The following is a 12,641-nucleotide window of genomic DNA, read 5'->3' on the forward strand; positions in this document are numbered from 1 at the left end:
TAACAGAGCGGACCCCTGTCATTGCTGAAGGGACCGCTCTGTTTGCTATTTTACGAATTGATGATTATCGGTTCCTATCTTAATCTGCCGCTAACAATGTAGCTGTGCAAAGCTCGGAATACGCCCGCTCGGTTAAAGGCAACAAGGACTACTAGGACAACGGGTCCGATGATCAGCCCTAGCATACCGAACAACTGCAGACCGGCGAACATGCCAATCAACATGGCAAGGGGATCGAGTCCGATGCTGCTGGCGAGCACTTTCGGCTCAAGCACCTGCCGGGTAATAAGAATAACAGCGTAAAGTATGGATAGTCCTATCCCTAGTGCCAAATTGTCCGTCATATAAGAATATAACGCCCAAGGCAGCATCACAATTCCCACACCGAGATAAGGCAATAGATCCACAAAGCCAATCATTAAGCCGATAGCAAATGCAGACTTCACACCCAGCAGCAACAGCCCGATTACTACAATGATCGCTGTGATGGAGATCAGGATGACCTGTGCGCGAAGATAACCGAAGAGCGCTCTGCGTAAATCTCTCCAGATATCTGACACAGGCTTTAGGAATACTGTCGGCAGCCAGCCTGTAAGTTTATCATTATGACGCTCCCAACTCGTACTAATGAAAAAGGCAGCAAGGACAACCACGATAAGAATCGTACCCATACTAGGAAGTGCGGAGATCAGTTTCAATATTACATTAAAAAATCCCGTGACCACTTGCGTGACTGCGTAACCTACAGTTTCCGTTGTTCTGCTGATATTGCTGTCAATCGTAGCATGATAGTCAGGATTGTCTCGGTAGAATTGATTAATCTGGTTGATGATGTTCTGAATGCTTGCATTCTGGCTTAAGGACATCAGAAGATCCTTCCATTGGTCGGTGTGGAGATTAAAGGTTTGCAGCAAGACGATTAATTCTTTTACGAGTCTTGTAATCATCGCGGTTAAGACTAGTGTGATTCCGCCTATATAAAATAGCAGTGCAAGTGATACCGCAAGCCAGCTGGGTAATTTAAAGCCTTTAAGAATAAGTACTAATGGATGCATGATATATGCGAGCAGCCAAGCGAGCAACAGGGGGTATAACAGCGGAAGTAATAAATAGATTGCGAGCAGGAGGATGGAAGTTGCCAGAACGACCCACAGGCCGCGCAGCAGTCTTTTTAATACCAAACGATCCATACCGAGACCACACCTTCTTCATTCCTGCATAGACAGGGGAATAAGAGCTCGTCTTCATATATATTCATAGGATCGATTTAAAGACTAGAATGCGGGATAAATATTAGAATGGGCCGGAATCTCTAAACTGAAATGAAAAAATTGAATCAGAGGATTAGAAGTTTTTTTCTATCTCTCTGATAAAATCATTTGATGCGCTCCAAAGCTTCCACATTGTTCACATAACCGACAAAATCCAGTATGATGAATAAAGATACGAAGCATGTTGGTCATACAGCATTCCTGACGGAAATGTTCTTACACGCACTTATTAGATTTTTTAATGCTTTGAATTGGAAATGTTTTCATGGAACTAAGATTGTTTTTATACCTTGTTGGCAAAGGAGAGATATGCTATGACAGCTACCAAAGGCTTGGAAGGTATCGTTGCAACAACTTCATCCATTAGTTCTATTGTGGATGGTGTACTCACTTACCGCGGTTATGATATTGATGAACTTGCAGAACATGCTACCTTCGAAGAAACAGCTTATTTGTTATGGTTCGGCAGTCTGCCGACGGTGCCAGAGCTGGAAGCGCTCAAGCGGGATCTTAGTGCCTTCGCACAGATTCCTGAACAGGTAATCGAGCAAATGAAGCTCTATCCAAAAGACGCCAACACCATGGCAGCATTGCGGTCGGCTGTATCAAGCCTTGCTCTCTATGATGAAGCGGCTGACGATATGAGCAGAGAAGCGAACGAGATTAAGGCGGTAAAACTGCAAGCACAACTCCCAACTATTGTGGCGGCACTGTCGCGTATTCGCAAAGGGCTTGAACCAGTGGCTCCGAAAGAAGGCGTTTCTATTGCTGAGAACTTCCTGTATATGCTGTGGGGAAAAGAGCCGGACAGCGTATCTGTCAAAGCACTTGATACCGCACTTGTTCTTCATGCGGACCATGAGCTGAATGCTTCAACTTTTGCTGGCCGGGTTACAGTTGCGACATTATCCGATATTTATTCTGGGGTCACCTCCGCTATTGGTGCGCTCAAAGGCCCGCTTCACGGTGGGGCGAATGAAGCAGTTATGAAGATGCTAGAGGAGATCGGAAGTTTGGAAGCGGTTGAACCGTTTATCCGTAAGAAACTGGATAACCGTGAGAAAATCATGGGCTTCGGTCATCGAGTATATAAGAATGGTGATCCACGTGCAAAACATTTGATGAAAATGTCGCTGGAGCTTGGTACGATGAAAAATGACACCACCCTGTACGACATGTCCGTAAATATTGAACAATTGATTACCGGGCAAAAGGGATTAAGACCGAATGTTGATTTCTATTCGGCTTCTGTTTATACACAGCTAGGCATAGATCGTGAACTGTTCACTCCTATTTTTGCAATTAGCCGGACTTCAGGTTGGACTGCGCATATTCTGGAGCAATATACAGATAACCGCATTATTCGTCCACGTGCAGAATACACGGGTATGGTTGAACAGAAATACGTTCCAGTAGACGAAAGATAGAAGAGCAGCCTTGCGGGCTGCTCCTAAAGTTTAGTAGAATGAACCCTAGCAATAGTGTTTTAAATTTTTGATTTTAATGATGATGAGAGTTTTGTTCGATGCTTGTCAATGCTATTTAAATCCCACAAAACTTTAGGAGGAATACACTCAAATGTTGAAACTAGAAAAATTCGATCTACCTACAGAAGGCGAACAAATCACGATTAAAGAAGGAAAACTACAAGTTCCGAATAATCCAATCATTCCTTTTATCGAGGGTGACGGCACAGGCCGTGATATTTGGAAAGCTTCCAAGCGCGTACTTGATGCAGCAGTAACTAAAGCTTATGGTGGCACTAAGCAAATCGCTTGGTACGAAGTATTTGCTGGCGAAAAAGCTTTCAATACATATGGTGAATGGTTGCCAAATGATACGTTGGAAGCAATCCGCGAATATTTTGTGGCGATCAAGGGACCACTTACTACTCCAATCGGAGGCGGTATTCGTTCATTGAATGTAGCTTTGCGTCAAGAATTGGATTTGTACGTATGTCTGCGTCCAGTTCGTTATTTCCAAGGTGTTCCTTCTCCTGTTAAACGTCCTGAGCTGGTGGATATGGTTATTTTCCGTGAGAATACAGAGGATATCTATGCAGGGATTGAATATCAAGAAGGCTCTGCTGAAGTGAAGAAAGTCATCGAATTCCTGCAAAAAGAAATGGGAGTTAACAAAATCCGTTTCCCTGAAACTTCTGGTATTGGTATCAAACCGGTATCCTCCGAAGGTTCGAAGCGCTTGGTGCGCGCTGCAATTGAATATGCGATCAAGCACGGACGTAAGAGCGTAACGCTTGTTCACAAAGGAAACATCATGAAGTTTACTGAAGGTGCCTTCAAAAACTGGGGTTATGAAGTAGCTGAGCAAGAGTTCGGAGATAAGGTCTTCACTTGGAGTCAATATGATGTGATTAAGGAACGTGACGGTGAGGCTGCCGCTAATGCTGCTCAGAAGGATGCTGAAGCTGCTGGCAAAATCATTATCAAGGATGCAATTGCGGATATCGCGCTGCAACAAGTTCTGACTCGTCCAACTGATTTCGATGTTATTGCTACGTTGAACCTGAACGGGGATTACCTGTCCGACGCACTGGCTGCACAAATCGGCGGCATCGGCATCGCTCCTGGAGCGAACATTAACTACATTACTGGCCACGCCATCTTTGAAGCTACCCATGGTACAGCTCCTAAATATGCAGACAAAGACGTTGTGAATCCCGGTTCTGTTATTCTGTCCGGCGTAATGCTCTTGGAGCACTTGGGCTGGCAGGAAGCAGCGGACCTGATTTATAAAGGTATGGAAACTGCTATCAACAATAAGACCGTGACTTATGACTTTGCCCGTCTGATGGAAGGTGCAACTGAGCTGAAATGCTCCGCATTTGCAGACGAAATTATTAACCACCTATAGGTTAGATTAGCCAGATAACATTAGCCTTACCTTTATCATTTCTAGGAGGCGAATCTGTGGCGATCAAGCGTTATAAAATTACAGTGGTAGGCGCCGGTTTTACCGGCGCTACTACAGCTCTTATGTTAGCTCAAAAGGAACTTGGAGACGTTGTGCTGCTCGATATTCCACAAATGGAGAACCCAACCAAGGGTAAGGCGCTTGACATGCAAGAAGCAGGTCCTGTGCAGAGATTCGACAGTCATATTATTGGAACCTCAAGTTATGAAGATGCTGTAGATTCTGATATTGTAATTATCACTGCAGGGATTGCCCGTAAACCTGGGATGAGCCGCGACGATCTTGTGAATATCAATGCAGGGATTGTAAAGTCGGTATGCGAGAACGTAAGAGATGTAGCACCGGAATCCATCGTAATTATTTTGAGTAATCCGGTAGATGCGATGACTTATGCTGCATTTGAAGCGTTAGGCTTTCCGAAAAACCGCGTAATTGGACAATCCGGCGTGCTGGATACAGCGCGTTACTGCACTTTTATTGCGCAAGAACTGAACGTATCCGTTGAAGATGTACGTGGTTTCGTAATAGGCGGACACGGCAATGATATGGTACCGCTCGTTCGTTATTCTAGTGTCGGAGGCATTCCAATCGATACATTGATTTCTGCGGATCGTATCGAGGAGATTGTGAAGCGTACACGTGTGGGTGGCGGGGAAATCGTTGACCTTTTAGGAAATGGTAGTGCGTATTATGCTCCTGCAGCCTCTTTAGTTCAGATGACGGAAGCGATCTTGAAGGATAAGAAACGGATCATTCCGGTTATTGCCTTGCTTGAAGGCGAATATGGTTATGACAATCTGTTTCTGGGTGTTCCAGCTCTTCTTGGTGCGAATGGGATTGAGAAGATCTTTGAACTGGAGCTTACGGCTGAGGAGAAAGCGGCTTTAGATAAGTCCGCAGAGTCCGTACGTAGTGTAACAGCAATATTATCTGTGTAGATTGTGTCAGATGAAAGGGGAGGGTCCCGAAGGCCGTGAAATGGCTTAAGGGCGCTCTCTTTTTTTATATCAACAACTTCAAAGAATGGACACCTAAGTTGCTTTTCTTATTCTAATATTATGGGTATAATTATATGTAACTATTATCACAGTTAAATTGGAGGAGATATGATATGGATTGGAACGTTTTGTTTTTCTTACATATGATCGGGACGCTGGCACTAGGATTTTACCTTGTACTGCCTTTCATCATCGGTCGTGCTGAAAAATTGTCGCCTGCAGCAAAAGAAGGTACGTTAAGTGCAGTTACTGGATTTAACCGCTTTGCACAGTACGGTTTAGTGATTCAACTACTTACAGGTGGTTACATGATGACCAAGGGTGATTATTCTGTAGCATGGATGATCATTATCGTTGTATTGTTGCTAGCAATGTTTGCGCTTGGTGGTATTATGAGCAAGCCTCTGCGTCTTGCTGCTGCTGGAATTCGTGAGAACCGTGATGTCAAAGCAGAAACAGGCAAATTGCGTACGCTTAGTGCGCTGCTGTCCGTGTCATTGCTGCTGATGGTATTCTTCATGGTATTTAACGATATTATTTAATCTGTACGACTATGAGCCCGCTTCCGTAAAGGAGAGCGGGTTTTTTTGTGTTCAAAAAAACTTCGGATTGTTTGATTCTCTCAGCCATGTGGTAAGTAACTTTTCATACAGCAATTTTAAAAAAATGATAAAGCCGGCGTATAAACGTATACGCTTGAGCCATCCTAAGACGATCAGTTAACTATCAATTACTTAACGAGAGGAGCTAGGATTATGTCAAACGACAAGCAAGCTACGAAAACCTTACCCCCGCAAGAACAGCATCATCAGCCAGGAATTGAGAGCGAAATGAAGCCGTTGCCGAAATATGAGCCGGCTAATTATAAGGCGGCAGGTAAATTGCAGGGCAAGGCGGCACTTATTACTGGAGGAGACAGCGGGATCGGACGGGCAGTGGCTGTTCTTTTTGCAAAAGAAGGCGCCGATGTAGTTATTTCATATCTGAATGAACACTCTGATGCAGAGGAAACGAAACGCCAGGTGGAGCAGGAAGGTCGCAAATGCATTCTGATTCCAGGAGATATTGGTGTGGAAACCTTCTGTAAAGATCTCATTAAACAGACGGTAGAGGGCCTCGGGAAACTGGATATTCTCATCAATAACGCGGCGGAGCAACATCCACAAGCTAAGATTGAGGATATTACGTCCGAGCAGCTAGAGCGTACATTCCGTACGAATATTTTTGCAATGTTTTATTTGACCAAAGCGGCTATGCCTCATCTGAAAGCAGGATCAGCTATCATTAATACGACTTCGATTACCGCTTATCGTGGTAGTCCACAATTACTGGACTACTCTTCAACGAAAGGAGCCATTCTGAGCTTCACGCGTTCCTTATCTACGAATCTGGCAGAGAAAGGCATTCGGGTAAATGGCGTTGCTCCGGGTCCAATTTGGACACCGCTTATTCCATCTACTTTTGATGCAAAACAGGTTAGTGAGTTCGGCGGTACGCAGCCTATGAAGCGACCGGGACAACCGGAGGAGCTGGCCCCAGCTTATGTATATCTAGCCTCCGACGATTCGAGTTATGTGACCGGACAGGTCATCCATGTAAACGGTGGCGAGGTCGTAAACGGGTAGAGGCTCAGCCAACCAAACCTAGATACTTATATAAAAAGCTCTAATTCAGGGTTAGCCGAATTAGAGCTTTTTGTATTGATCTTGGGATTTAGTTTCCAGCAGACAGCTCATCGAGCGACATTTCAAAGCTCGGAGCCATATGAGTGAGGAAATAATCTACTTCCTGTAAGCCGAGTCCGCGTAGCTTCGCACCTGTCTGCTCTTTCGCCGCTGCGAATTCACGGTTGCCCGCAGCAACCTCCCAGACACACTTTAGGTAAGCATCCAGTCGATCGGCTGCCTTAACGTAGCTGTGCAGGAGAACGTCCTCCGAATCGGGAGAACTGTCTTCTGGCTGCATGAGCTGCGTGTAAATGCCCTGAAGTTCGGGAGGAATCATACCGGTCAAGCGTTCCGCAGCAATTCTTTCCATTTCGCGGAAGCTGGTTAGTAGCCGAGGATTATTGTATTTCACTGGTGTGGCAATGTCACCCGTGAACACTTCGCTGGCATCATGGAACAGGGCCATAGTTGCTGCTCTTTCGGCGTTTAATGAACGTCCATAATGAATATTACCAATGGAACAGAGCATATGTGTGAGCAGAGCTACATGGAAAGAATGCTCAGCAACGTTCTCAGGTGCGGTGCTGCGCATTAGGCTCCAGCGCTGAATGTATTGAAGCCGATATAAATAGGCGGAAAAATGGTAGTTCAATTTTAAAGTAACCCCTTTCATGAGCTGCTAGGTATGATATTATTATACTAATTGTATCAGACTTTTGATAATCTGGATCTGCTGAGAGGAGCTTGAATGAATATGCAGCATTTTGAAGACAGCATTTATAATCTAATTGTTGAAACGTCCACGAACTTGCCGGGTGATGTACGCCGGGCGGTCGCCAAGGGTCGCGCACTAGAGGACAGAGCTACCCGGTCAGGTCTTGCGTTAACTACGATTGCTCAAAATATCGGAATGGCTGAGCAGCAAGTATCACCGATCTGTCAGGATACGGGAATGCCTACATTTATCATTCACACACCTGTGGGAATCAATCAGATTGAGATGAAAAAAGATATTCACAACGCCATTGTACGGGCGACCAAGAATGGTAAGCTTCGTCCAAATTCTGTAGATTCATTGACAGGTGAGAACAGCGGAGATAATTTGGGAGCAGGGACACCGGTCATTCATTTTGAACAATGGGAAGAGGAAAAAATAGATGTCAGACTGATTCTGAAGGGTGGCGGCTGCGAGAATAAGAATATTCAATACAGCCTTCCAGCAGAATTAGAAGGATTGGGCAAGGCAGGCCGTGATCTGGACGGAATTCGTAAATGTATTTTACATGCTGTTTATCAGGCACAAGGGCAAGGCTGTAGCGCTGGTTTTATAGGTGTTGGTATCGGCGGCGACCGCACAACTGGCTATGAGCTGGCTAAGAAGCAGTTGTTCCGCAAAGTGGAGGATGTTAATCCAATAGAGGATCTCAGCAAGCTGGAAGACTACATCATGGAGAATGCCAATAAGTTGGGTATTGGAACGATGGGCTTTGGTGGGGAAGTTTCGCTGCTTGGTTGTAAGGTCGGCGTTATGAATCGTTTGCCAGCCAGCTTTTTCGTATCTGTTGCCTACAATTGTTGGGCTTTCCGTCGCCAAGGTGTGCTGGTTGATCCGTCAACAGGCAATATAGAGGACTGGTTGTACGAGAGTGGTACAGGGATTTCGGTTGATGATGGACGGGACCAGGCGTCGGAAACGGAAGTGGCAGATGCAAGTGAAGACAATGCAGCTACTGGATCTCGCGAAGTCCACCTGACTACACCGATTAGTGAAGAGGATATCCGTAGTTTACGAGTTGGGGATGTAGTAATTTTATCCGGTGAAATGCATACGGGCCGTGACGCACTTCATAAATATCTAATGGATCATGAGGCTCCGGTGGATTTGAACGGTGCAGTTATCTATCACTGTGGTCCTGTAATGATGAAGGACGAGGAAGGCTGGCATGTTAAAGCAGCCGGTCCGACTACTAGTATCCGTGAAGAGCCCTATCAAGGCGATATTATCAAAAAATTTGGAATTCGTGCCGTCATCGGAAAAGGTGGAATGGGTCCTAAAACGTTAAAAGCTCTTCAGGAGCACGGGGGCGTATATCTCAATGCGATTGGTGGCGCTGCACAGTATTATGCGGAATGCATCAAGAAGGTAAATGCTGTTGATTTTATGGAATTTGGCATTCCTGAAGCAATGTGGCATTTGGATGTGGATGGTTTCGCTGCTATTGTAACGATGGATGCCCATGGTAACAGTCTGCACGCAGATGTAGAGAAAGATTCCGCAGCAAAATTAACTCAGTTTAAAGAGCCTGTATTTAAATAAGTCGGGTACAGTACGGTGAATTAGTCATAAAGTGGGGACATCCGCTGCTATGGCTTTTTCTCCGGTTTTATCGAAAATATAAGAATTTATATGTTCCACGCTATAATTTATCCTTATATTCCTCGTATAATCACTTAGCGTCCATATAGATAGGGATGTCGAAGGTGTTTATGCTTGTCTAAAGGAGGTTTACGAATGGTACCACATTATATTAGAAATGGTCTTCTTAACGTTACTCCGTATTTTATCGTGGCTGGTGCAGATCAATTGATTGATTTTGTTGTGAACTGCTTTGATGCAAGAATTAATGATATGCTGCGGAATGATGAAGGCAAGATTAGACATGCAGAACTTAGAATAGGAGATTCGATCATCGAGGTTTCCGAGGCTAATGAGAAATATTCACCAGTACAGCTCGCTATTCATCTATATGTAAGAAATGTGGATGAGACCTTTCGTAAGTGCTTGGATGCCGGGGCATCCATCATTGAAGAACCATTAGATAAGCCTTATGGAGAAAGAGGAGCGGGTATTAGAGATGCTCAGGGCAATCAGTGGTTTCTTGCAACCTGTATAGAATGAAATCATGATATTTTACAAAAGTAATACAAAGTAACAGTCCAGAGATAATCAACTTGGGCTGTTATTTTTATATAATCTATTATAGTAGGGATTTATGTCACGAAAATAGTAGCACTGGTTTTTTGATGAAAATGAAGTTAGGATAAAAGATACAATGAAAAAGGGAGAGGCACACTTCAGATGAAACCGTTTCGCGCTCGTCTTACGTTTATACTTATGGCCTTAATCGGTATTTCCATGATTGGCACTGGATTTACGATGGCTCATCTGTTTAAGAGCTCCCATATAGCTGCTCTCGAAGAGAACATGTCCCGGGAAATAAATTTACTCGCAGGCACATTGGAATTTGTAGATATGAACGCCACCAATGCCATTCCGTATTACACGGAGCAGGCAGAGCATGTCGCCGAGCTTCTAGATTCCCGGATTACTTTTATCAGTAAGTCAGGTGAAGTTTTAGGGGATTCAGAGAAAAATCCTCTGGAGATGGACAATCACGCCAATCGTGAAGAGGAGATTGTTGCGGCTAAAGAGGGGACTGGACGAGCCATTCGTTACAGCGAAACTTTAGATCGCGAGATGTTATATGTAGCTGAGCGGGTGACCTCAGATCATGGTTTTGACGGTTACATTCGGGTCTCGATGGGACTGGATGCAGTAACGGAAGGGCTTAACCGTGCTTGGATGATTATGGCTGGGGGGTTAGTTGTTTTGTTCCTGGCAGCAACTATTGTCAGCTACAAAGTGGCATCGAGCATGACTTCACCGCTTGAACAAATCACGAGAGTCGCGCGGCGTATTACAGATCTTGATTATGATGCAAGAGTCCATTTGAAGCGTAAAGATGAGGTCGGGCAGCTGGCGACAGCAATAAATGCCATGGCTGACAGTCTTCAAGCTCAGCTTAAGACTATTCGTGATAATGAGGATCTGCTGCAAAGCGTACTGGACAATATGACTGGCGGCATCATAATGATCAATGCGGACGAAGAAATTGCCCTGCTGAACCGAGCCTCAGAGCGGATGCTGGATGTTAGCAACAGTGAAATGGCGGGTCATTCGTACAAGGAGCTAAAGCGTCATTATGAGTTAACACGTCTGCTTGAAGAAGGGGTATCGAATAAAGAACCGCTCCATGAAGAACGAAGTATTTACAATCCGAGAGAGCGGATTGTACGTATGGACGCAGTACCTATGATCCAGGACGGGACGTATAGAGGCATGCTCTTCCTGCTGCAGGAAGTAACAGAGATTCGTCGCCTGGAGCGGATGCGAAGTGAATTTGTCGCTAACGTATCCCATGAATTGAAGACGCCGGTTGCCGCTGTTAAAGGATTTGCCGAGACCTTGCTGGGTGGTGGGGTTAAGGATGAGAAGACAGCCCGTTCCTTCTTGCAAATTATTTATGATGAGAACGAACGCTTAAATCGATTGATTGGAGATATTCTGGAATTATCTAAAATCGAATCTAAACGTGTGCAGCTCGATTGCTCACCTGTTCATATCATTGAATTCTTTGATTCCGTGCTGGGAACCATTAGCAAAGTGGCTGAGAAGAAAAGTATTAGTCTTAACGTAGAGGTTCCTGAGGAGCTGTTCATTGAGGCCGATGAAGATAAACTACGTCAAATTTTTATGAATTTGCTCTCCAATGCGATTAATTACACGCATGAAGGGGGTAGCGTAAAAGTCTATGTTAAGAATATACTGAAGCCAGATGGTTCTGAGAATGTCCAATTTACCGTTACCGATACAGGGATGGGGATTCCCAAAAAGGATCTGCCGCGCATTTTCGAACGTTTTTATCGAGTGGATAAAGCAAGATCAAGAAGTTCCGGTGGAACGGGGTTGGGACTGTCTATTGTGAAGCACTTGATAGATCTGCACCATGGTGTGATTTCGGTTAAAAGTGATCTGGGGATCGGAAGTTCATTTATTATTGAGTTGCCGCTCTTGCAGGAAGAAAAGGTGGATTAGATTTTTGTAAATTCATCTTATTGATTTTACACCAAGTTAACATTGTGGTGATATGATTGTTTTGTTGTTGCTTTGTAAAAATCAAACTATATGGAAGACGGGGGAACCTATGGCTCAACGATTGCTTGTCATTGAAGACGAACCGACACTGGCCCGGCTGCTGTCCTATAACTTAACGCAGGAAGGTTACGAGGTAACAGTAGAGGATCATGGTACGGCAGGATATGATCGTGCGACGAGGGAACCTTTTGACTTGATCGTATTAGATCTGATGTTGCCAGGTATGAATGGCATTGACATCCTTGATAAATTGCGTGGACAAGGTATCCGAACACCTATTATTGTGTTGACCGCTAAAAATGCGGAAGAAGATGTAGTTAGAGGGCTGAAATCAGGTGCTGATGATTATATAACCAAACCATTCGGCGTCTCTGAACTGCTCGCTAGAGTAAGTGCTGTACTTCGGAGGATTTCTGGACTTGCTGAGGAAGCACCGACAGAAACACCTATCTCTGCTTCTACCATTATCTTAGGTCAATTAGAGATTTACCCTGAGAGATATGAAGTCTCCCTCGGTGGTCATAGTATTAATTTACGGCCTAAAGAGTTCGAAGTGCTATTATATTTGGCTCGTAAGCCAGGGGTTGTGTTGACGAGAGATGATCTCATGAATGCTGTATGGGGCTTTGATTATATTGGTGGGCAGCGTACGGTGGACGTGCATGTGAGTTCACTTCGTAAAAAGCTTGAGCTCGATCCAGAATCCGTTCATATCGATTCGATTCGAGGCGTAGGCTATAAATTAGTGGTTAATAAAAAAAGAGCTCCGGTCATTTAGAGTGACTGGAGTTCTATTTTTTCTATACTTTTCATAAATAAGAAATGCTCGGAGTAC

At 44.5% G+C, this 12,641-nt stretch carries 11 protein-coding genes; 9 read left to right on the forward strand and 2 right to left on the reverse strand.

Annotated features, from left to right (window positions below; all coding sequences use genetic code 11):
• Positions 1 to 74: 74 nt before the first annotated feature.
• The gene (gene ytvI / locus MHI27_RS08980) at positions 75 to 1,190 is read right to left on the reverse strand and encodes a sporulation integral membrane protein YtvI (protein WP_076283318.1); all 1,116 of its coding nucleotides are present in this window, start codon (positions 1,188 to 1,190) and stop codon (positions 75 to 77) included.
• A gap of 395 nt (positions 1,191 to 1,585) precedes the next feature.
• On the opposite strand from ytvI, the gene MHI27_RS08985 reads away from it, so the two are divergent.
• The 5 genes from MHI27_RS08985 to MHI27_RS09005 all read left to right on the forward strand — a co-directional run bounded on the left by MHI27_RS08985 (position 1,586) and on the right by MHI27_RS09005 (position 6,828).
• Entirely contained in the window at positions 1,586 to 2,698 is a 1,113-nt protein-coding gene (locus MHI27_RS08985; protein WP_042186527.1) for a citrate/2-methylcitrate synthase, read from the forward strand.
• Between the two features lie 151 nt (positions 2,699 to 2,849).
• Positions 2,850 to 4,145 (forward strand): NADP-dependent isocitrate dehydrogenase, encoded by a 1,296-nt coding sequence (gene icd, locus MHI27_RS08990; protein WP_042125986.1) that lies wholly within the window; start codon positions 2,850 to 2,852, stop codon positions 4,143 to 4,145.
• Between the two features lie 56 nt (positions 4,146 to 4,201).
• Complete coding sequence (gene mdh / locus MHI27_RS08995; protein WP_339802086.1) at positions 4,202 to 5,143, forward strand: malate dehydrogenase; 942 nt, start codon at positions 4,202 to 4,204, stop codon at positions 5,141 to 5,143.
• 173 nt (positions 5,144 to 5,316) lie between these two features.
• Positions 5,317 to 5,745 (forward strand): hypothetical protein, encoded by a 429-nt coding sequence (locus MHI27_RS09000; protein WP_042125989.1) that lies wholly within the window; start codon positions 5,317 to 5,319, stop codon positions 5,743 to 5,745.
• A gap of 213 nt (positions 5,746 to 5,958) precedes the next feature.
• Positions 5,959 to 6,828 (forward strand): SDR family oxidoreductase, encoded by an 870-nt coding sequence (locus tag MHI27_RS09005; RefSeq protein ID WP_042186532.1) that lies wholly within the window; start codon positions 5,959 to 5,961, stop codon positions 6,826 to 6,828.
• A gap of 88 nt (positions 6,829 to 6,916) precedes the next feature.
• Here MHI27_RS09005 and yfbR read toward each other — a convergent pair whose 3' ends face one another.
• Positions 6,917 to 7,522 carry a 5'-deoxynucleotidase gene (gene yfbR / locus MHI27_RS09010; protein WP_143764010.1) on the reverse strand — a complete coding sequence of 202 codons (606 nt, stop codon included), beginning with the start codon at positions 7,520 to 7,522 and terminating at the stop codon, positions 6,917 to 6,919.
• Between the two features lie 102 nt (positions 7,523 to 7,624).
• On the opposite strand from yfbR, the gene MHI27_RS09015 reads away from it, so the two are divergent.
• The 4 genes from MHI27_RS09015 (at position 7,625) to MHI27_RS09030 (ending at position 12,584) form a co-directional block, all read left to right on the forward strand.
• Positions 7,625 to 9,187, forward strand: coding sequence for a fumarate hydratase (locus tag MHI27_RS09015; protein WP_405176709.1), 1,563 nt, complete (start codon positions 7,625 to 7,627; stop codon positions 9,185 to 9,187).
• Between the two features lie 195 nt (positions 9,188 to 9,382).
• Complete coding sequence (locus MHI27_RS09020; protein WP_339269977.1) at positions 9,383 to 9,769, forward strand: VOC family protein; 387 nt, start codon at positions 9,383 to 9,385, stop codon at positions 9,767 to 9,769.
• Positions 9,770 to 9,949: 180 nt separating this feature from the next.
• Positions 9,950 to 11,746: a two-component system histidine kinase PnpS gene (pnpS, locus tag MHI27_RS09025; RefSeq protein WP_076300910.1), complete on the forward strand. Its 1,797-nt coding sequence runs from the start codon at positions 9,950 to 9,952 to the stop codon at positions 11,744 to 11,746.
• 109 nt (positions 11,747 to 11,855) lie between these two features.
• Complete coding sequence (locus MHI27_RS09030) at positions 11,856 to 12,584, forward strand: response regulator transcription factor (protein WP_042125998.1); 729 nt, start codon at positions 11,856 to 11,858, stop codon at positions 12,582 to 12,584.
• The last annotated feature ends 57 nt before the right edge of the window (positions 12,585 to 12,641 follow it).

It is taken from the genome of Paenibacillus sp. FSL H8-0261 (genome assembly GCF_045040645.1).
Taxonomy (GTDB): Bacteria; Bacillota; Bacilli; order Paenibacillales; family Paenibacillaceae; genus Paenibacillus_AQ.